This window comes from Winogradskyella sp. ECml5-4, assembly GCF_036903175.1.
In the GTDB taxonomy this organism is placed as follows: domain Bacteria; phylum Bacteroidota; class Bacteroidia; order Flavobacteriales; family Flavobacteriaceae; genus Winogradskyella; species Winogradskyella damuponensis.
Genome location: NZ_JAYJLF010000006.1, coordinates 12,148 through 34,945, shown reverse-complemented (window position 1 = coordinate 34,945; position 22,798 = coordinate 12,148). Strand labels below are relative to the sequence as shown.

Here is a 22,798-nt window from a genome sequence, read left to right as displayed (position 1 = left end):
TCACCTTAATAATCCTCAAGGGGAAATTTGTTTAAGGAAAACATGTTATTCATAAAATTGTATATTATGAATGGTATCAATAAAAACTAATTTTACACAAAAGTTTCTTGGTCTAGATTGTCCCCTAGAGGGGACTTTAGGGGTGTAAAAAGAAGAGTGATAAATTAGTAAAATGAAAAACAAAATCATTCCATACAATCCAGAACTAAAAGCACTGGCTAGACAACTCCGGAAACATAGTACGCTGCCCGAAGTATTACTTTGGCAACATATAAAACAACGTGCTTACGGTGTTCAGTTTAATAGGCAAGTGCCAATGCTAAATTACATTGTAGATTTTTATTGCCATGAAATAGGTTTAGCTATTGAAATTGATGGTGATTGTCATGAGCATCGTTTTATATATGATGCAAAACGGCAAGCTGAATTAGAGGCTTATAGTGTTACTTTTTTGAGGTTTTCTAATGACGCCATTAAAAAGAATATGTTTTCTGTGTTATTGGTTATTGAGGTGAAGGTTGGGGAATTGCGTGATTAACTAGAGGGAACATCTCAAAATATTCCTAAACACCCCTAATGAGCTACGCTCGGTATCTTCAATGAAAATATATTTTCATCTCAATAATCCTCAAGGGGACATTTGATAAAGGAAAATATAGTATTTATAGGATTTTTAGATCGTGTATTGGGTACATAAAATTCATTTTTTATGCTTATGTTTCTTGGTTAGGATTGTCCCCTAGAGGGGACTTTAGGGGTGTGATTGAATATTGGGTAATTAAATGATTTTGAAAATCTTTTGATGTTTAATTTGATAGTGTCTTAATGAAAGGTTTGTTTTATAGGTGGGAAGCTACGCGAATATGAAGCACTGTTTATTTGGGACTTAATTTAGAACTTAAGTCATCAATATTAGCGATATGTACATTAATATCTTTTCTAATTTTTTTGCAAAGGTCTTCATTAAATTCTTCACCTCCTTTGGTTCTAAAAACCTGTTTTTCTTCATCTAATATTGCGTGAGCAAATTGATTCCTAACCAACAGAATTTCCTTTTTATAATCCGCAATAAAATTCACGAGACCTTCCTTATCGATAATATTAGATAAAGTATTTGCTCTTTGGGTTGCAGAAAATGCTACTGGGTCTCCAATAATTTTTTCTAGCCTTGAATTTTTCTTATATTTTTCTGCTTTACCTAATTTCTCTCTATGGAAAGATATTATTTCATCAAATAAAGCATTGCTGATATCCACATCACTTTTTTTCTCAAAATATTCATTAACAATCTCAAGAGATTTTTCGTCTAGGTTACTTGTTTCGTGCATAATCATACCTCTCATAGCTACAATGTGGTTGAATTTTCGTAATGTTAAATCAATTAAGTTTTTAATTTCACTACGCAAATCCCTATAACTATTGCCAGTTAAAGTATAGAATGTAACTCTATTATTGTTAATTAATTTGGTATCAACTCCCAAATCTTGCTTGGCAGAATAGAAAAATATTTCAGTGGAAATGTTATTTTCTCTTCTCACGAAGTCAATTACTTCACTTCCTAATTTACCATCATTTAAATGATAATCAGTGATTATTAAATCAAAATCATCTTTTATTACGGCTTTCTTGAAATTTTCAACATTTTCAAATGTTTTAATGTCTACTTGGAAATAATGTTCCGTTTTTAAATAATCAACTAAATAATCTCTAATGTCTGTGAACGGACTTTCTTCTTCTTCAAATTTATCGTCAATCCATATAACTTTGTAATCTATTTTCATATTGGTAATGTTATTTGAAATTCAGCACCATCAGAGATATTTTCTAAGGCAATAATATTTCCATTATATTTCTTTAGTATTTTTTTCGTGTGATATAACCCTATTCCGGAACCATCAGTTGTGCTGAATTTAAAGTTGAAAATTTTACTTAAAATATCATCAGGTATCCCGTTACCAAAATCTTTAAAATTTAACAATAGATTATCTTTACTCTTGCTCCAGGTTATATCAATTTTAGTAGCATCTGCCTTTCTTGAATTGACAAATAAATTGTCAAGTAGCACTGTAATTTCAAGTGGCCTAAAACTCATTACTTTTTTAAGGTTTTTTGGAGTTTTGATGTTTATTTCGATTTGATTCCGTGAATGTATGTAAGAATCATTTGGGACATATATTTTTTCGATATAGTGATTAATAAAGCTAACAATGTCTTCAGTAATTCGACTAGCTTCAGTGCTAAAATTAGCTTTGGTGACAAATCTTGAAGAACTAACTATTTTTTGCACCTCTAAACTAATATTCTGAACACGATTCAAAAGTTTATCCTTTGATTCTTCATTTTCAATAAGTTCGGTTAGTTTGTCTAGCGACCAGGAAATATTATTTGCTGTATGTGTTATTTGATGTTGAAGGCTTAAAAGGTCTTTCTTTTCTCTTCCTATAACTGAATCACTAAACAAACGATTAGCAATTTCTGTATCTAGTTCAGCTTTAAGACCTTCATTTTCAATATGCTTTTCAAGAGCTTCTTCCTCTGCTTCTTCTTTGCTTTTCTTTAAATCAGAAAGTTTTTTCTCTACACTTTTGATGGTCTTTTTGACTTCATTTTTATCAAAATCATTTTCATCTAAAGAATCTGAAATGCTTTTTAATATTCCTTCTGCGGAATCTTTACTTTTTGAGTCTAAAAGGTTTAAAATATTTGGAGCAATTTCAAAACTAACAACAGATTTAGAATTTGTTAAGCTTGAAATTAGTTTACTTAAATTGTCATTAACATTAAAATCTCTTTCATTGTCTTTTCCCTCGTTTTTGATAAAAGATTCGTTAATATTAATATAATCACTCTCAGATAAGAAATTCCCCCAATCTGTAATTTCAATGGTATACTTTTCTAATTTTTTTAATGTTTCATAGAATTGAGTTTCCAAATTTTCATAAGATTTAGTTCTAATAAAACCATCTCCACGACTTGAAGTTTCTCTAAGGTTATTATTTTCTCCATTAATAGAAATATAGCCTAGAACTTCTCTGGTACCTAAATACCTGCTATATCCTTGAGCTTTTCTATTATCCATCTTAAAAGGGTCTTCTCCTCTTTCACCATATGGATAAATCCTTAAACCATTTTTATAGACGAAAATATGACCATATTCTACTGAGTCTACACCCATTCTTCTTGCAAATGTTAGCTTAGCAGAATGGTTTAAGAAGTAAATTGAATAGTGAATATTAATTAAATTCTTAAATGGATTTTTTTCTATTACTTTATAAACTAGCTGGCCTCCTTCAAATAAAGTAGTGATAATTTTGTCTTTCTGAATATCGGACTCTATATAGCTGGTTTTTAACTGTAAAGTTTCAAAAATTGGATTTTTAATTTCACCATTAATTATATGGAAATAGTCTATCTCTGACTCATCTAAACTTCCTTTTTCAAAATCCTTTTTATTTTTCTTTTTTTGTTTTAAATCACCCTCTTTTTCATCTTCAACAGATAGAAAAATTTTAAAGGAGTCTTCATCTTGAATAGTTGAAGGGTTAATTAGTCTTGCAAGTGAATCTTTTAGTCTTTCGAATTTCTTTCTGTCCCATTCACTATGAAGATTTGAAATCTCTAGTACAGTTCCGTTATCAATTCCGTATGAACTTTTCTTTAATGTCTCGTGCAAAACACTCACATTTACGAATTCATTATTGCTATCTTCTTCAAATTTGTTCCAATCAGTTATTAGAGCTTCGATTTTAGCATTTTTTTCATCCTTTATAGTTTCAAGATATAGTTCGCTCCCTAGTCTGTCACAAGAAAATCTACCAATACCTTTAGCTCCTGCATATGCTCTCTTTACTTTTATTTTATCCCTAAAGTTTTTATAACTGTCTTCCTCGTCACCTTCTTTTTTTGATGAACGAGCCACAAAAAGCCATTTATCAAGCAAGTCTTGATAACCCATTCCTTTGCCATTATCTTTAATAATGATTTTTCCTTTGTCGGTATAAATATTCTCAAAAATCACTTCGACTTTTGTGGCATGAGCGTCATAAGAATTTTTGACTAATTCAAATACCGCAATAAAGTCGTCAGTAATTAAGTCTCTACCAATTATATTTTTTAATGCAGAACTAATTTTAAATTGAAGTGGTTTCTGCATGCTAGATAAGGTTGTTAATTGTTATGCCTGCTTGTTCACCGAAAAGAGGTGGTATCGCATTACCTATTTGTGAATATCTAGGAACTTCTTGTGTTCTTCTTTTTCCTCCAGTTGTATATTTTCCTTTAAACTCATACCAGTCATCAAAAGATTGAATTCTTGCATATTCTCGAACAGTAAAAATCCTAGGTTGACAATAATGAACGTAATCGTCTGGTAAAGTTGTTATTGTAGGAGTAGGTGTTTTTCCAGATAAAGGAATTATAGTGCGCTTTTTAAGGTTAAACTTTTCTTTGATTTCATCAGATAAGGTTTTGTTTTTATCTGCGTGTTTTAAAATATATTCTAGTTTTTCGATAGTACGATTAGTATGTTTAGCAAATCTATGACTATCAGGTATTTTGGTGCTAACATCTCCTTTTAAAAGTTTTTGATAATTAGAGGTGGCTTTATTGTAAAAGCTAGTTTTAAATGAAGCCGTATCTGGAGAAATGGTTTCATTTTTTCTTAACAAATCAGAAATAGCATCTTCTAATGTGTTTGTTAAACCGATTCCTTTATTAATTAAAAACTGTTCTCTTTCTTTTTTTATAGCATCAAAAAACTCTATTGGATTTGTCTTCTCTGCAATATCTTTTCTTATACCGACAAGAATAAAACGCGTTCTTTTTTGAGGTACTCCATATTCTGAGAAGTCTATAAGTCTGCCTTCTACATTATATCCAAGATAATTTTTGTCTTTTGGAGTATAGCGTAATGCTCTTTTAACATATTCAGAATAAACGATTCCTTTTATTTTATTCTTGTCAAATTTTTGTGTAAAACCTTTAACATTCTCGAAAAAGATAACCTTTGGCTGTACTTGTCTAATGAATCTGATATAAGATTTAATTAATTTGTTTCTTAAATCATTTTCGTCGCGTTTACCAGCTGTCGAAAAACCTTGACAAGGGGGGCCACCAGCAACCATATCAATCTTTCCTCTCAGACCTTTAAGTTCAGGAGCATAGTTTTTGATAACTTCATTAATGTCATGATTCGATTTTGGTAACCAATCAGGCCAATCAAAATGATTGTTGTTTTCAATCAGGTTATGATTAAAAGTTTTAAAGGCATCTGGACTTTTTTCAATTGCAAAATGTCCTTTCCATAAACCGGAATTATATAGTCCTAGCGATAGTCCACCACAACCTGCAAATAAATCGATATAAGTTTTTTTATTGGGCATATATATTGAAAAAGTGAATAATACAAATATATTAACTTAATCAATGTAAAAAAATCTATTTTTGAGTAGGAAAATTCCTAATGCGCCTCCAACCAATTCAAACCAGTATCCACTTCAACATCCAACGGCACTTCTAAGGTAAACGCACTTTCCATTTCCGTTTTAATTAAGGTAGTGAGTTCTTCGAGTTCTGGTTTGTAGATGTCAAAGACCAATTCATCATGCACTTGTAAGAGCATCTTCGATTTATAATTACCAGCTTTAAGCTTGTTATAAATATTAATCATTGCTATTTTAATGATATCGGCAGCGCTTCCTTGTATGGGTGCGTTTACGGCATTTCGTTCTGCAGCACCTCTCACCACAGCGTTACGTGAGTTGATGTCTTTTAAATAACGACGACGACCTAAAACGGTAGAGACATAGCCATGATCTCTAGCAAAATCGACTTGCTTACTCATGTAGGCTTTTAATTTTGGATAGGTTTCGTAATAGGTATCAATAAGTTCTTTGGCTTCACTACGCGATAAATCGGTTTGGTTACTTAACCCAAAGGCAGACACACCATAGATGATTCCGAAATTAACGGTTTTGGCATTGCTACGTTGCTCTCTGGTGACTTCAGCCAATGGGACATTAAAGACTTTGGATGCGGTTGAGGCATGAATATCTTCGCCGTTTTTAAAGGCTTCAATCATGGTTTCTTCTTCACTTAAAGCAGCAATGATTCGTAATTCTATTTGCGAATAATCGGCAGCTAGTAAAATGTAGTCTTCGTTTCTTGGAACAAAGGCTTTACGCACTTGACGACCACGCTCGGTACGAATTGGGATATTCTGTAAATTCGGGTTATTACTACTTAAACGCCCTGTTGCTGCAACGGTTTGCATATAGTCGGTATGCACACGACCTGTAGAGGATTCTACTTGTAAAGGTAAAGCATCTACATAGGTGCTCTTTAATTTTGAAAGGCCTCTGAAATCTAATATTTTCTGAATGATATCATGGTCTTTTGCTAAATAGGATAAGATATCTTCGCCAGTTGCATATTGCCCTGTTTTGGTTTTCTTTGGTTTGTCGACCAATTTCATTTTTTCGAACAACACAATCCCTAGCTGCTTTGGTGAGGCAATGTTGAATTCTTCGCCTGCTGTGGCATAAATCTCTTGTTCTAGTGTTGCGATGTCGTTATTCAAATCTTCAGATAAGGAGTCTAGAAAGTCTTTATCAAGGTTAATCCCTTCTAATTCCATAGCTGCTAAGACACGTAGTAGCGGAATTTCAATCTCATCGAATAATTTTTGGGTATTGGCTTCGCCTAATTCCGTGGTGAAATGTTCTTTTAATTGTAAGGTAATATCTGCGTCTTCTACAGCGTATTCGGTTAGTTTTTCTAACGGTACATCGCGCATAGACAATTGATTCTTTCCTTTTTTACCAATGAGGTCTGTAATAGAAATTGGTGTATAGTTTAAATAGGTTTCTGCTAAGACGTCCATATTGTGACGCATATCGGCATTGATTAAATAATGCGCTAACATGGTATCGAAGAGTTTGCCTTTAACGGTAATGTTATATTTGGCTAATACTTTGATGTCGTATTTTAAATTCTGACCGATTTTTTCGATGGTTTCGCTTTCAAAAAATGGTCTTAGTATTTCAATAAGTTCTTGTGCTTCGGCTCTATCTTCGGGGAATGGTACATAAAAGCCTTTACCTACTTCCCACGAAAATGCAATCCCAACTAATTCTGCGGTTAGTGCATTTAAGCCTGTGGTTTCGGTATCAAAACACACCGACGTTTGATTCATTAGGTTCTTAACAAACAATTTGGTGGCCATTCCAGATGCTACACTTTGGTAAAAATGTGAGGTGGTCTCGGCTGTTTTACGCGTAAACTCAGATACAGCTTCGGTTGCTGATGGTTCTGCGCCACCAAATAAGGAGAATTGACCAGCTCCTGCGGATTTTTCTTCTATAGGTGTTGTTTTGGGAGCTTCCTTTTTATCTGCTGTTGGAGTTGAGGTTCCAGCAGATTGCATAGCTTCAGCTGAAAACGTTTTATTAAAATTATCAATGAGACGTCTAAATTCTAACTCTTGGAAAATTTCAGTCACTTTTGGAATATCAGGTTCTGACATTTCAAAATCTTCTGCATTAAACTCTACAGGGACGTCGAGCATAATGGTAGCGAGTTGTTTTGATAATAAACCGAGTTCTTGATTGGCTTCAATTTTCTCTTTCATCTTGCCTTTTAGCTCGTGTGAATTTGCAAAAAGGTTTTCCATACTGCCATAAGCCGCTAAAAATTTCTTTGCTGTTTTTTCACCCACACCAGGCAGTCCAGGAATATTATCAGAAGCATCTCCCATCATTCCTAAAAAGTCAATGACTTGTAGAGGATCGGTAACTTCAAATTTCTTTTGTACTTCTGGGATTCCCCAAGTTTCGTAACCACCACCAAAAACTGGTCGGTACATAAAAATGTTTTCTGAAACGAGTTGTGCAAAATCTTTATCTGGAGTCACCATAAAGGTTTTATAGCCTTCTTTTTCGGCTTTTTTAGCTAAGGTACCAATGACATCATCAGCCTCGTAACCTTCTTTTACCATGATTGGAATATGCATGGCTTTAAGAATTTCCATAATATAAGGCACAGCGGTTTTGATGCCTTCGGGAGTTTCATCTCTGTTAGCCTTGTAAGCTTCGAACATTTCTACACGGTCTGCACTTCCTCCTTTATCAAAACAAACGGCTAAATGATCTGGTCGCTCACGTTTAATGACATCTAAAAGGGAATTCATAAAGCCCATAATGGCTGAGGTATCTTCTCCTTTAGAGTTGATTCTTGGGTTTTTTATAAATGCGTAATAGCCACGGAAAATTAGGGCGTAGGCATCGACGAGAAAGAGACGTTTTTGGTCTGACATGTTATATCATATTTTATTTAAGTGAGCTTCAAAAAACACCCTTTTTTCATTTCTGCTTCAAAATAAAAATGAAACGTAGCTATGGCTATGTTTAATTTTTCTTTCTCGCATCATCTAAAAAAATCATCATTTTTTATGTCAGCTAACCTAAACAAAAAATGATATTGCGTTAATTTGAAAATGAATGTCACATTGAGCGCAGTCGAAATGCTTAAGTACTATAGCTTTTGACATTTCTCAAATGTGTTTAAAACTAATAGTGTAAAATGTTTTTGATTGTGCTAATGAGAACAGCCTGCAAATTACAAAAACTAAAGCGTTTATTTAAAAAGCAATTCGTAATTTTCCAAACTTAAATGATACGCATGAAAACATTCTCAATAGCCATTCACGGAGGAGCAGGAACTTTAGTAAAAGGCATGATGACACCAGAACTAGAAGCGCAATATAAAGCGGCATTACAATTAGCCTTAGATGCTGGTTACAACGTTTTGGAAGCCGGAAAAACCGCTGTTGAAGCTGTAGAGGTTGCCGTTAAGTTACTCGAAGATTCCCACTTGTTTAATGCCGGAAAAGGCTCAGTCTTTACAGCTACCGAATCTCACGAAATGGATGCGAGTATTATGGATGGAAAAACGTTGAATGCAGGAGCAGTGAGTTTAATTACAGGAATTAAAAATCCGGTGTCTTTGGCTCGTGATGTGATGGAAAAAAGCGAACATGTGTTTTTAGCAGGAGATGGAGCCATGCAATTTGCTAAAGAACGCGATTATAAGTTGGAAGATGCGTCTTATTTTTATGATGAGTTTAGACATAACCAATGGTTAGAGATTAAGGATACTGACCGTTTTCAGTTAGATCATGCTAAGAAGAAAGATTCAAAATTCGGAACTGTTGGAGCGGTTGCTTGCGATAAAGATGGAAACATTGCAGCAGCAACATCAACAGGTGGTATGACCAATAAAAAATGGGGACGCGTAGGAGATTCACCAATGATTGGAGCAGGAAATTACGCCAACAACAAAACTTGTGCAATTAGTTGTACAGGTAGTGGTGAGTTTTTTATTAGAGGTGTTGTGGCTTACGATGTATCGTGTTTAATGGAGCACAAGAGTATGTCTGTAAAAGAAGCTTCAGAAGAAGTCATCAATAAAAGAATCTTAGAGATTGGAGGCGATGGTGGATTAATCGCAGTAGATGCAAAAGGAAACATAGCGATGCCTTTTAATACCGAAGGGATGTATCGTGGTCAGAAATCTTCGAATGGGATTGATGAAGTATCTATTTATGGGTAATAGTATTAAATAGATAAAACGTACTTTAGAATACGGAATAATTTATACCTAAGCTTATAAATATTTTTAAGTAGTGTGAGTTTGAGATACTATTGCCATCCATTTAAAAACTATACTATTTTAAACTCATTATTTTCACAAACCTTTTCAGATTCCAGAAAAGGTTTGTGAAATTTAACAATACCAATCTTTTAAAATTTAATAGATAGTGACCACTACATTAGGTCCTGCCGCACTCCACATAATATTAAATGGCGAACCACCATTGCAGGCATGATTATTTGCGCTTGTATTGGTAAAAGGACCATACTCGGTAACATGAGTCGCATCAGAACCAAGTGCTACTTTTACAACGTGAAAGTCGCCATCTGCTGGTGTTCCATTTCCTATATCATAAGGAGATGCATAGTATGCATTTCCAGAAGGGGCAATAGTAAACCACCCACCATCCGTATATATGGTATATGTGCATCCAGTTGTATTAATTACCGTTAAGCTATTTGCATAAACTATGACTGTAGTCATTACAAATACTAATGTTAAAATAAGTTTTTTTATAAGGTTTGTTGTATAATTTTTATAAATTTTAAAAAAAAATGATAAAAAATGAAATATTTTACCGCATTATTTTCTTTTTTTCTTTCTTCAGCTTTGTTTGGGCAGGCTTCGCTAGAATGGCTCACTTATTACGGCATACAAAACGATAGTTACACTTACAGTCGTACACATCCATCTCAAGTAGTGTTTGACAGCATAAACAATTATATATACGTAGCGGGTGTTACTAGCGATACTTTAGGGATTGCGACATCAGGAGCACATCAAGAACAACTTTATGACTATGATAATAACCCAAATTTTGCTCTGCATGGAGATATGTTCCTTTCCAAATGGGATACTGCGGGGAATCTGGTTTGGAGCACCTATTATGGAGGGGCTTTTACAGATAGATTGAATAATATGGCTCTTGATGCTGATGGCAATATTATCCTCACAGGATCTAATCAGGGTCATGCCAACATCACAACTCCAGGAGCTTTTCAAGAGTTTACCGTCTGGGAGTCAGGAGATCCTAACCCAAACATTTTTTTGGCAAAATTTTCGCAAAATGGTACATTGTTATGGAGTACTTATTTTGGTTTAGGAGGTAATGATTTATACTCAGGGGTGACCATAGATACTGCCAACAATGATATTTATATTACTGGAACCTCTACCTATGAAGGGTTGGGTACTTCCGGAACATTTCAATCTGAATATTTTGGAGGACACTCAGATGGGTTTATTGCAAAGTTTAACAGTGCTGGCAATAGAATCTGGTGCACGTATCTTGGTGGAGAAGACTCAGATCAAATTCATAACATTACGCTGAGCAAGGAAGGTTATCTTTATATCTGTGGAAGCACCAAAAGTGCAACCAACATTGCATCACCAGGAGCGGAAATCGATACCAGAGAAGCGAACACCAACAATTCTATAGGGTTTTTAGCAAAATTTGACACTTTAGGTAATAGAATATGGAGTACGTTTTTAGGCGGTGATGGCAGTGTTGATAGGTATTTTGATATAAAAACTACAAGCAACGAATTAACAGGTCAGGAAAATGTATTTGTTTACGGCTTGGTAGGTAGTACTGACCTTGGTACTACAGGTACCTATGGTTTTGATTACGGTGGAGGGCAGTGGGATATGATTTTGCTGAAGTACAATGAGTTAGGGCAAAAACAATGGGGGTCGTATATTGGTGGTAATGGTAATGAGACTAATTATTTGAGCGGAGTGGGAACCTTATTGGGCTTTACTAACTCTATGGTTGTTGAAGGCACTTATGGCAATGAAGAACTTCAAATAGCGGGAGGTACTCAAAGTACAGATTTTTATTTCGACACAGAATGCAGTTATGTGCCGCATACAGGTAATTATAAAGGGTTTATTGCGTCATTGGACACTACTGGGAATCTTAACTGGAGTAAGCCATTTGATGAGGGTATCAATAGCATAAGTTCAATAGGGCATGACAGTTTTTACGCAACAGGAGTTACAGATATTGATGGTTTGGCCACAAGTGGTGCTCATAAAGAAACCAAAGTACAGGGAAGCTTTTCAGGGTTTATTGCAAAACTTGATTTTAACCATTGTCTGCGTGATGAATTTTTGATTACAGAAGTTGATAATGTTCTGTACGCTCCCTTCAATTTCTTTGACTATCAGTGGACAAAAAATGGCACAGACATCTTAGATGCTAATAATGAATATTTGGAACTTAATGATTCTGAATCTGCAATATATACCGTAAAGTTTTGGGATGATTGCAATTGTATGTACATATCTTCTGAATATAACACCGATACAATGTCTGTTCAAGATCCTGTCTATGATAATGCAATTCGGGTATATCCTAATCCTGCCGATGATTTTATTGAAATCGTTAATTTAAAAAACAGTATGACGATAACTATTTACAATCTCATAGGGCAACAGGTGTTTTCTAAATTATCTAATGAAAATCATGAAACAATATCAGTCTCTTACCTAGCCTCTGGAGTGTATATTTTAGGTCTGTCGTCAGTTGATGAAGAAAACAAAACATTCATAAAATTCACCAAAACATAAACTTATTAATAGATGTGAATAAAGTATTCTCGGGATGTATCGTGGTCAGAAATCTTTGAAAGGAGTTGCTGATGTTTTTATTTATGGGTAATGAGAAGTCGGTAAATTGTTTCTTGTTTAGATTTTTCTCTCTGAGCATTACCGCGAAAACTCTAGGCATCTCTGTGTTAAGATTTACCTAAAACAGAAAAATCCAGTAAAAAGTAATGAGATTCCTGCCTTCGCAGGAATTTAGATAAAAGGAGCTTCAATAGGCAATACCTTCACTTTTCGGCTAGCAATATCATATTCGTCACCATTAGAAAGCACATGAATAGTAAGATTAGCAACCGTCATAGGAGTACCTTCTTCTAAGATTTTCTCATTGTTATGGGTAAGTGTACTACCATCAAAAACAATGACCATTCCTGATCCAATTACGGTACAATCATTTCCGTTTTTAATAATCATACCTGTATCTTCAGCGAGTCCAAATCCAATTAAATTAGGGAATTTAGCAACGGCTTCAGATTGTCTTCCAAAACGACCACGACGAACAAAATGGGTGTCTATAATCAATTCAGGAATTAATCCTAAACCTTTATACATATTTACGGCACCTTTAATAAAGGATTCCGAAGCGCTTCCGCCTGCAATCATTTCATTAGCCATTACCATAGCGCCAGCACTGGTGCCAGCGATAACAAAACCTTCGTCGTTTTTATAACGTTCCATTAAAATGGAATGAATCGTTGTGCCTCCAATTTTGTCTGTAATTTTAGATTGGTCACCACCAGAAAGCATCACACAATCCGCATTTTTGATTAGCTCAATAGCGTGTTCGGTTTCAGAATCTTCTTTAGAACGAATGTCTAAGACCTCAACATGTTTACAACCTAAAGTAGAAAATGCAGTTAAGTAATTTTCACCAACTTCAACCGGAATACTTGATGCTGTGGGAATTACTACAATGTTAGCCTCAATGCCACCAGCGGCTTCTACCACGTGGAACAAAATACCATCATCAATAAATTCTAAAGTGTAAATTTCACTTTCCTCAATACCTTTATCTTCATTTCCGCCAATTGGTATTAAGGTTCCTTTAATCTTCTGCATAATTTTTATCTAAAAATATTGCGCAAAAATAAGCCAATTTTTTTAGTGAAAAATACTATATTTAGAATCTTTCAATAACTAAAACAAACCAACTAACATGAAAATACGCGAAATTAATGCGATGAGAGGACCTAATTACTGGTCAGTAAGGCGACATAAATTAATTGTAATGGTTCTCGATCTTGAAGAGATGGAAGAATTACCCTCTAACAAGATTGAAGGCTTTCCGGAGCGCTTAAAAGCCATGTTTCCGAGTATGTATTCGCATCGTTGTTCCGAAGGTTGTGCAGGTGGTTTTTTTATGCGTGTTGATGAAGGTACATGGATGGGGCATATTATTGAGCATATTGCTTTAGAGATTCAAACCCTTGCGGGAATGGATACGGGCTTTGGACGTACACGTGGTTATGGAGAAAAAGGGGTGTATAGTGTTGTTTTTTCATATATGGAAGAATCCGTTGGACGCTTTGCTGCTAAAGCTGCCGTTAGAATATGTGAAGCCTTAATTGCAGGTGAAGCTTATGATTTGACTGATGATATTCAGGAGATGAGAGAATTGCGTGAAGCCGATCGTTTAGGGCCAAGTACAGGTTCTATTGTTGAAGAAGCCGAAGCTAGAGGTATTCCTTGGATTCGTCTTAATAAATATTCGCTTTGTCAGTTGGGTTATGGTGCGAATCAAAAACGTATTCAGGCTACAGTGACCAGTGAAACAAGTAGTATTGGAGTAGAGTTGGCCTGTGATAAAGAAGATACCAAGTATTTATTAGAACAAGCTGAGGTTGAAGTGCCTCGTGGAGATATTATTAGACGAGAACGCAGTTTAGAAGAGGCTTGTGATTATGTTGGTTACCCTTTAGTTATTAAACCCATTGATGGCAATCACGGTCGTGGTATTACTGTAGATATTCAAAATTATGAGGATGCTTTAGCGGCGTTTCATCATGCTAAAGAAAGTTCTAAAAGTGGAGCGATTATCGTTGAGAAATTTATCGTAGGTCAGGATTATAGGTTGTTGGTTATTAATAATAAGTTAGTGGCTGGAGCGATTAGAACTCCTGCTCATGTTATTGGAGATGGTACGTCTACAGTACAAGAATTGATTGATAAAGTGAATAGTGATCCGCGTCGTGGCTTTGGACATGAAAATGTATTAACACAGATTACGGTAAACGAATTAACCAAAACCATCATTAAAGATGCTGGTTATACTTTGGATTCTGTGATTGCAGATGGTGAACGTTTAATTTTAAAAGATACGGCTAATTTAAGCACAGGAGGTACCGCTGAAGATATTACCGATATTATTCACCCATCTAATGTGAGTATGGCAGAACGTATTTCAAAAATTATTGACTTAGATATTTGTGGTATTGATATTATGACCACCGATATTTCTAAGCCACTTTCAGAAACAGGAGGAGCTGTATTGGAAGTTAATGCAGGTCCTGGATTTAGAATGCATTTAGCACCAACATCCGGATTGCCTCGTAATGTGGCGGCTCCTGTAATTGATAAATTATTTCCTCAAAAGGGAGATACAGGTCGTATTCCAATTATAGCTATTACAGGAACTAATGGAAAAACAACGACTTCTAGATTAATGGCTCATATCGCTAAAATGAATGGCTATCGTGTGGGTTATACAACCAGTGATGGTGTTTATATTCAGAATCGCTTATTAATGACAGGTGATTGTACAGGTCCTGCAAGTGCAGAGTTTGTCTTAAAAGATCCAACGGTGAATTTTGCGGTTTTAGAATGTGCACGAGGTGGTTTATTAAGAGCCGGTTTGGGCTTTAAAAAATGTGATGTGGCTATTGTAACCAATGTGGCAGCTGATCACTTAGGCTTAAAAGGCATTCATACCATAGAGCAGTTGGCAAAAGTAAAAGGAGTGGTGCCAGAAACGGTATTACCAGATGGCTATGCGATTTTGAATGCTGATGATGATTTGGTGTATGACATGCGACGCAGTTTAGACTGTAATGTGGCCTTGTTTTCTATGGATGAGAATAATCCACACATTAAAGCTTTGCAGCGCTTAAATGGTATTACAGCGGTTTATGAGAATGGTTATGTGACAATTTGTAGAGGCGAATGGAAAATGCGAATAATGAAAGCTGAGAATATTCCATTAACCTACGGCGGAAAAGCAACATTTATGATTCAGAATGTGTTGGCAGCAGTTTTAGGAGCCCATGTGCAAGGCATAAGTATAGAAGATATGAAAGCCGGTTTAGAAACCTTTATACCTTCAGCAGCACAAACGCCAGGACGATTAAACCTATTTGAATTTAAAGACTTTACTATTTTATTAGATTATGCACATAATCCAGCCGGAATGCGAGCTTTACAGAACTTTACAAATGAACTTGAAGCAACGGTAAAAGTAGGAATCATTGCAGGTATTGGAGACCGACGTGTTGAAGATAATAACGAAATGGGCGCTATTGCTGCCGATATGTTTGATGAAATTATTATTAGACAAGACAAACGCTTAAGAGGAAAAACTGAGCAGGAGTTAATTAAAATGCTAGATGATGGGATAAAGAAACGAGATCCTAATAAGAAGACGACTATAATTCCATCAGAAAAAGAAGCGATTAAATATGCGGTTAAGAATGCCGTAAAAGGTTCGCTTATTATATTGTGTAGTGATGTAATTCCAGATGCTTTAGAATTGGTAAAGAAATTTAAAGAGCAAGAAGCTAGAGGTGAACTGAATTATGCAGATTAATGATTTTATAATCTTACAAAAACAAAAAAGCCGAAACGTGAGTTTCGGCTTTTTTTAACAATATATGGTTAATAGCATTATATATGGTTAATAGCATTTCTTGTTAGGTTTAACAAAGCTTTACAGTCTTAACTTTAATTTGAAGACTTTTTCTATACGCTTTAATACTGATGATTTCGTTACTTTTTTTACGATTCATTTTTAAAACCTTAGCTTTAATTTTAGCAGAAGCTTCAATTGTTTTAGATTCTACTTTTTCAACTTTAACAGTTTCTACGATTTCATTTTCAGTATTAGCTGTTACGTCTTGTTGTGCAAATCCAGTAAAAGATACTGTTAAGAATAATAAGAAGATTAAAGCGTTTTTCATAATCGTAAGAAGTTATATTTGTTTTAACTTCGAGTCAAAGAAACATAACATTGAGAGCGTGGCTAAAATTTTTAGATGAAGTATATCGATAAACTGTTAAATGGGAAATGGCGACAAAAAACATCGTTGAAATGCATAAATTGCGCCGCTAGCCCTTTAAATACGTTGGTATTTATGTTAAACGATCTTGTTTTTAAGATAAAAAGCATATTATAATATTTTTTATCGACGAAATACATTAAACGGACTTGAAACACTTATAAATAGACATTTTATTATGAATGATGTTAATAGTAATCCATATTTTAAACTGTTTTTAAAACAACGAGAAAACCAATATGCAGTAGGGAATCGTAGTTATAAAGAAAGGCGTAAGATTTTAACCCAACTTCAGCGTGCTATTGAAGTTACTTATAGAACTCAAATTCAGGAGGCTCTGCAAAAAGATTTAGGGAAACCTGTGGTAGAAACAGAACTTACAGAAATTTTTGCCATCATAGGAGATATTAAACATGCTAAAAAGCATTTAAAGCAATGGACTCAAAAGCAAAGGGTAGAAACACCAATGTCTATGTTGGGATCTAGTTCTTATATTACATATGAGCCCAAAGGGGTTTGTTTAATTATTTCTCCTTGGAATTTTCCTTTCAATCTTACTTTTGGTCCTTTAGTATCAGCTATAGCTGCTGGAAACACGGCAATTATAAAGCCCTCTGAGATGACACCGCATTCTTCTGCATTAATGTCTAAAATTATTGCAGATGTGTTTTTAGAAGATGAAGTGGCTTTGGTGCAAGGTGAGGTTGAGGTCTCTACGCAGTTGTTAAAACTCCCTTTTAATCATATCTTTTTTACCGGTTCTCCAAATGTGGGGAAAATTGTTATGGAAGCAGCATCTAAACATTTGGCTTCTGTAACTTTAGAACTTGGAGGGAAATCTCCAACCATAGTAGATAAAACGGCTAATATTGATAAAGCTGCAAAGAAAATTATGTGGGCAAAATTTCTGAATTGTGGACAAATTTGTGTGGCTCCCGACTATGTTTTAATAGATGAAAGTATAAAAACTCAATTTATTACATCGTGTAAAAAATGGCTTAAAAGCTATTATAATGATCATCCAAAAACATCAGATTCTTATGGAAAAATAGTAACAGACAAGCATTTTGAACGTTTAAATTCTTATCTCGAAAATGCAAGAACTCTAAAGGCAACTTTTGAAGTAGGAGGTGAAACCGATAGTGCTTCAAAATATATTGAGCCGACTTTAATTTCCGATTTAAAACCTGAAGCTAAATTATTAGAAGATGAAATATTTGGGCCTATTTTACCTATAGTCACTTATGAAAATTTAGATGAAGCGATTAAATACATTAATTCTAAACCGAGGCCATTGGCACTTTATATTTATAGTAAAAGTAAAGTTAATACTAGAAAAATCATGAATAATACTAGGGCAGGAGGGACCTGTATTAATAATAGTGTGTTGCATTATGCTAATCATAATTTACCTTTTGGAGGTGTAAACAATAGTGGTATTGGTAAGAGTCATGGCTTTTATGGTTTTCAATCTTTTAGTAACGAACGTTCCGTTTTAAAACAGCATACGTTTGGAGTTACTGAATTGCTATTTCCGCCTTATAGTGGTTTTAAGGAGAAATTGGCAAGATGGACTATAAAGTGGTTTTAAAAAGAAAAAGCCGCTCCCTACAGCGACTTTTACCTAAATATATAATTCTACTAAAATAATAGCTCTATAAAATTACATTAAGTAAGTTAAGGGTTTAGGTTTTTTTAGTAAATGAATAGATTTTTTTAGTGAATAATGTTAGGAACAATTTGATGTTATAAAAATGAAAAGGCCCCTTACATTGAATTTCCACTCAAAAAACTTAACAGCGCTATAAAACTACTGCTATTCTATTTATTAATAAGGTAACCATTTATGGTGCCACCTAATGTTAATACCTGTCCTTCGTCAGCAAAAATTGGATTTACAAACGAACTTAAACCATTACTAGGATATGTTGTATGAGTGTTTCCATCTCCATCATAAATAGTTATACTATTTATTTGAATATTACCAGGAGTCGTATTTAAGATGACCAAAATCTTATTTGCAGGAACTGTATAAGTGCTACTTGCCGTTACAGGTTCTACATTTGCGTCAATTAAAAAGCCAGATATTGCTGTTGTTAAATGATTGGCATCAACTATAATCCCATTACCTGCTATTAAGGGGTTTGTTAATGCTTCATAGTTAGCTTGATTATGTACGCCTCCAAGAACATTACTTCCTGAAAAATTTAAGTATGCGCCTCCGTAGTTAAAAACATTAGTAATATATAAATTTTTACCAGCTGGAATAGTATAGGGTGAATCTCGTAAATCTGTAATAATTACAGGTGTCATTCCCGTAAATCCGTCTGGATATTGTGGGTTTTTTAGTTCAAAAGGAACTGTTGCATTTTGCCAACTTGTGTTTCCGGATCCATCTGTAGTCATTACTTGGCCTGCTGTTCCATCGGCTTCAGGTAATACGTATCTATTTGTTGTTGCTGTTCCAAATGAAGTGCGTCCTAAAAAATATCCAGCATAGCCTGTTGGATTTTGTACATCACTATAAACTCCGTAATGTGTTGCTGGTAAAGATGAATCGATATCTATATAAAAGCCATATTTATCACCCACCGAAGTGGCATTAGCAGAATACTGAATATTTGTTCCATAACTTTTAGACGCCGATGAAGTGCCTGTACTACTATTGAAAGTTCCTTTGTATAAGGTATTTGCTTGGCTTCCATCACCTCTAGAGATATTGTTAACTGCATTATAGTTATTAATATTACCGGATGACGTTGTAATAGATTGTAGCGTACTACTTATTCCATTATAACCACCTGTGCCTTCTATTCGAGAGAATTGAGAGATTCCATTATGTCCATATGATGTATTGTTAGTGTGAATTCTTTGGAGGCTGATACCTGCATTAAGCGTGTTGTCTATATCTACGATAGAAAGTTTAGAATCTTGTGCACTAACGGATCCTATCCCAATATGTACTTGTCCTGCATTATAAATATTGTCATAGATAGAGTTAGGTGGAGTTGATGTCCCAAACTCATACCAATCGGCATTTTTAACAGTCAAAGCACTCCAAGACATAGTGGTTTGATTCCAATAATAAAACCCCTTACCAGAAGCTCCTGTTCCTGTGTAAAAAATAAGCATACCATCTCTTGTGGCACCTGGTGTAGATGGGAAATTACTCATACGTGGAATTAAAATACCATCACTGTTTGCAGGACTAGAAGTGCTGCTTGCAGAGATGTCTAATTGGGCTTGTGGATTAGTATTACCAACACCTACTTGTGCCGCAACGGAAAGAATAAATAGAAAGGTAAATGAACATGAAAGTCGTAATTTTGTTTTCATAATAGCACGTTTTTGAGTAGTCTTCTTCTAAAAACAATTTGAGTGATGATTTTTGTAGAGAAATTGTTTTTTCAATTATAAAGACTGATTAATAGCTAAAATAAATCTAGTTTAAAATCAGTCTTTTAGACTGCTATTTTTAGTGAATGCACTTTTTTTTATAGTGAATACAGATTAACGTAAGAAATGTGTTTTTTACTGAGTTCCGTTAATCTTAACTATAGGCTTTTTAGCCTACTAACGACTAAACTTTTCTGTGAAGCACTTACAGGAATACTTTCGTCAATAAGAGAGATGGTGTTTTTGTTAACACTAAGAATGTGTTTTAAGTTGACCACATAAGAACGATGTGCTTTAATAAAATCATTGCCTTGTAATTGTTCGGAAATGTGTTTGAGCGTATGTGGTACTAAGTAAGTTTCAGTTTTGGTAACTATGTAACAATAGTTATCAAATGCTTTTAAATATTGTATTGAATTCTGATTAATACGATGCAGTCTGCCTTCGTGTTTTATACTTAAAAAATGTTGCTTTGATTCGTTGTAATTATGCCATGCCAATTCAATATTGGTTCTTAAACTGGTTTCTGTAAAAGGCTTAACAATATAGCCAAGTGGATTGGTGTGTTTAACACGTTCTATGGTATTAGGATCCGTTTGAGATGAAAGAAATAAATAAGGGATGTTTTTTTTATCTAACTCTATAGCCAAATCTACACCATCTTTATCTCCAGAAAGTTGAATATCAAGAAGCGTTAAGTCTGGTTTTAGTAATTCTATATCTCGCAGAGCGGTTGTATAATCTTCAGCATCACCAACAGCAAAAAAACCTTGTTTGCGTAATGCGACTTCAATAGTAGAAACTATTAAAGGTTCGTCTTCAACGATAAAGATGTTTAGGGATTTCAAACTTTATTTATTTAGAGTCTTAATCTAGTTTAAACGCTTTGTTAATGGTCTCTTTTTTTAGTGAATGCCTCATTTTATTTAGTGAATAAGATTTTTAGTATTCCTAAAGAAGCTTGTATTTATTTATAACTAAGGTGGCTTCTGTACCTTTGTTTAGTTCTGATTTATAATTTAAAGTAGCCTTGAGCTTTTTAGACAATGCTTTCATTAAAGTGATACCAAAAGAAGTACTTTTTATTTCTCCCTCAAACCCTTTACCATTATCAATGACTTTTAATACTAATTGTGCTGCTTCTTTATAAAACTGAATACTAATTTTACTTTTGGGTGTCACCTTATCAAAAGCGTGTTTTATGGTGTTTACAATAAGCTCATTTAAAATTAAGCCTATTGGAGTAACGGTTTCAATGTCTAAAACTAAAGGTTCTACATTTAGTTCGTATGTAATGGTTTCTGACTCAAATTGATGACTTTCAAAAATATCGCGTACTAAATCATTGAAATAATCTTGCGTATTAATGCCTACCAATTCATCCTTATTGTATAATTTTTGATGAATTAATACCATAGAGCGGACTCTGTTTTCAGCTTCTTTTATGGCAATTTTAGCTTCTTTATCTACAACACTTTCAGATTGTAAATACAAGAGACTAGATACAATTTGAAAACTATTTTTTACGCGATGATGTGTTTCTTTAAGTAGTACATTTTTTTCATCTACGGATGCTTCTAATAGTTTCTTTTGTTTGGCTAGTGTAATACTCTGCTTTTTATTTCTATAAGAGAAAAACCCTAAAACTAAAACTAACAGCAAGCCTGATGCAGCTAAGTAAGAATACAATTTACTTTGTTTTTCCTTAGCTTCTAATTCAATGGCATTAAGTTCTTGAGTTTTGTTAAACTCATATTCCATTTCTTGCTGCGTTTGTTTTTTAATGTTGTTTTCATTGAAAATAGAATCTTTAGTCTTGGTGTATAATTGGTAATTTTCTAAAGCCAAGTTATAGCTTCCTATAGATTTATATGATTTGGATAAGCAATCGCAGGCTTCAGAAGTTAATTCTAAATTTCCTGCTTTCAAGGCTAAATCTTTAGCAGTGTTACAATTTTCTATAGCTAAATTGTATTTTCCAGTTTCGAAATAAAGATTACCAAGATAATTTTTAGCAATGGTTAAGTTTTCTGTAACACCAGCTTTATCATAATAATCATGAGCTTGTTTCAAAAAGATTAAAGCTTCATCATAGTTTTTTAATTTTGAATGTGCATTTCCAATGTTTAAGGCCGAACTCATAATAAAACGCATTGGAGCTTTCCCTTTTTCTTTTAATATTTTTCCTTCTTCAAATTGTTTTAAAGCCTCTTGAAGACGTCCCTGATTTAATAGCATTTCACCTTCATTAGAAATAATAATTCCAGCATTTACATAAGAGTCAAGACTCAAAGACGCTTTGTAAGCATTTTCATAATAAATGGAAGCCTTGTCAAATTCTTCCATTTGATTATAATAATTTGCTAATGAATTATTGAGTACAGAGCTTTCTCCTTTAAATTTGCGACGTTGAGTTTTATCTAATTTTAACGTGTCAATTTTATCTAAAGCACGTTTAGAATTCAACATTGTGGCAAGTGCTAAGGGAATATTGCCTTGTTTTCTATAAATACCACTTTTGGTCATTAAGTTAGAGGCTCTTAAAAAGGGCATTGTCTCATCATTGATATAAGAAATAGATTTGTCTAAATATATCTCAGCGGAATCTAATTGGCTGTTGTAATAGAAGAAGTTTCCTAAGGAATAATATGAATTAGCAAATAGCTTAGCATCATTGTTTGTTTTAGAAATGCTGATGGCTTTATCAATTAAAGCACGCGAATCTTTTGAGTATCGAAATTGGCCAGCATTACTTGTAAGGACTCTTATTTTTTCATAATTATCAGTGTAAGTATCTACAGTGCTAATTAATGAGTCTATGACTTTTTGCTTATCTAAATTGTTCTGTGCTGGCAGAAAACTTAAAAAACTGAGCAAGA

At 34.1% G+C, this 22,798-nt stretch carries 15 protein-coding genes; 5 read left to right on the top strand and 10 right to left on the bottom strand.

The window, feature by feature from the left end; all coding sequences use genetic code 11:
• Window positions 1–172: 172 nt before the first annotated feature.
• Window positions 173–538: an endonuclease domain-containing protein gene (locus VDP25_RS06390; RefSeq protein ID WP_334467975.1), complete on the top strand. Its 366-nt coding sequence runs from the start codon at window positions 173–175 to the stop codon at window positions 536–538.
• Between the two features lie 337 nt (window positions 539–875).
• On the opposite strand, the gene VDP25_RS06385 is transcribed toward VDP25_RS06390, so the two are convergent.
• The 4 genes from VDP25_RS06385 to polA all read right to left on the bottom strand — a co-directional run bounded on the left by VDP25_RS06385 (window position 876) and on the right by polA (window position 8,311).
• Window positions 876–1,781, bottom strand: a complete 906-nt coding sequence (locus VDP25_RS06385; protein WP_334467973.1) for a hypothetical protein — start codon at window positions 1,779–1,781, stop codon at window positions 876–878.
• Window positions 1,778–4,153: a sensor histidine kinase gene (locus VDP25_RS06380; RefSeq protein ID WP_334467971.1), complete on the bottom strand. Its 2,376-nt coding sequence runs from the start codon at window positions 4,151–4,153 to the stop codon at window positions 1,778–1,780. Before VDP25_RS06380 ends, VDP25_RS06385 begins: the two co-directional genes overlap by 4 nt.
• 1 nt (window position 4,154) lies before the next feature.
• Complete coding sequence (locus tag VDP25_RS06375) at window positions 4,155–5,381, bottom strand: DNA cytosine methyltransferase (protein ID WP_334467969.1); 1,227 nt, start codon at window positions 5,379–5,381, stop codon at window positions 4,155–4,157.
• A 77-nt stretch (window positions 5,382–5,458) separates the two neighbouring features.
• Window positions 5,459–8,311, bottom strand: a complete 2,853-nt coding sequence (polA, locus tag VDP25_RS06370; RefSeq protein WP_334467967.1) for a DNA polymerase I — start codon at window positions 8,309–8,311, stop codon at window positions 5,459–5,461.
• Between the two features lie 365 nt (window positions 8,312–8,676).
• Here polA and VDP25_RS06365 point away from each other — a divergent pair, with 365 nt between their 5' ends.
• Window positions 8,677–9,606, top strand: a complete 930-nt coding sequence (locus VDP25_RS06365; protein ID WP_334467965.1) for an isoaspartyl peptidase/L-asparaginase family protein — start codon at window positions 8,677–8,679, stop codon at window positions 9,604–9,606.
• A 198-nt stretch (window positions 9,607–9,804) separates the two neighbouring features.
• Here the strand turns inward: VDP25_RS06365 and VDP25_RS06360 are convergent, their stop codons facing one another.
• A complete protein-coding gene (locus VDP25_RS06360) occupies window positions 9,805–10,131 on the bottom strand; it encodes a hypothetical protein (RefSeq protein ID WP_334467963.1) in 327 nt (108 codons plus the stop codon).
• Between the two features lie 81 nt (window positions 10,132–10,212).
• Between VDP25_RS06360 and VDP25_RS06355 the strand changes: the two genes are divergently transcribed.
• Window positions 10,213–12,219: a T9SS type A sorting domain-containing protein gene (locus VDP25_RS06355; protein WP_334467961.1), complete on the top strand. Its 2,007-nt coding sequence runs from the start codon at window positions 10,213–10,215 to the stop codon at window positions 12,217–12,219.
• A 231-nt stretch (window positions 12,220–12,450) separates the two neighbouring features.
• Here VDP25_RS06355 and VDP25_RS06350 read toward each other — a convergent pair whose 3' ends face one another.
• Window positions 12,451–13,314, bottom strand: coding sequence for a cyanophycinase (locus VDP25_RS06350; protein WP_334467958.1), 864 nt, complete (start codon window positions 13,312–13,314; stop codon window positions 12,451–12,453).
• Between the two features lie 97 nt (window positions 13,315–13,411).
• Between VDP25_RS06350 and cphA the strand changes: the two genes are divergently transcribed.
• Window positions 13,412–16,054: a cyanophycin synthetase gene (gene cphA / locus VDP25_RS06345; RefSeq protein ID WP_334467956.1), complete on the top strand. Its 2,643-nt coding sequence runs from the start codon at window positions 13,412–13,414 to the stop codon at window positions 16,052–16,054.
• Between the two features lie 109 nt (window positions 16,055–16,163).
• Here cphA and VDP25_RS06340 read toward each other — a convergent pair whose 3' ends face one another.
• A complete protein-coding gene (locus VDP25_RS06340; protein WP_215927893.1) occupies window positions 16,164–16,424 on the bottom strand; it encodes a hypothetical protein in 261 nt (86 codons plus the stop codon).
• Window positions 16,425–16,701: 277 nt separating this feature from the next.
• On the opposite strand from VDP25_RS06340, the gene VDP25_RS06335 reads away from it, so the two are divergent.
• Entirely contained in the window at window positions 16,702–18,114 is a 1,413-nt protein-coding gene (locus VDP25_RS06335; protein WP_334467951.1) for an aldehyde dehydrogenase family protein, read from the top strand.
• Between the two features lie 230 nt (window positions 18,115–18,344).
• Here VDP25_RS06335 and VDP25_RS06330 read toward each other — a convergent pair whose 3' ends face one another.
• From VDP25_RS06330 to VDP25_RS06320, 3 genes are all read right to left on the bottom strand, one after another.
• Window positions 18,345–19,859, bottom strand: a complete 1,515-nt coding sequence (locus tag VDP25_RS06330; RefSeq protein ID WP_334467949.1) for a hypothetical protein — start codon at window positions 19,857–19,859, stop codon at window positions 18,345–18,347.
• Window positions 19,860–20,077: 218 nt separating this feature from the next.
• Window positions 20,078–20,767, bottom strand: coding sequence for a LytR/AlgR family response regulator transcription factor (locus VDP25_RS06325; protein ID WP_334467947.1), 690 nt, complete (start codon window positions 20,765–20,767; stop codon window positions 20,078–20,080).
• A 103-nt stretch (window positions 20,768–20,870) separates the two neighbouring features.
• Entirely contained in the window at window positions 20,871–22,796 is a 1,926-nt protein-coding gene (locus tag VDP25_RS06320; protein WP_334467945.1) for a tetratricopeptide repeat-containing sensor histidine kinase, read from the bottom strand.
• Window positions 22,797–22,798 lie beyond the last annotated feature (2 nt).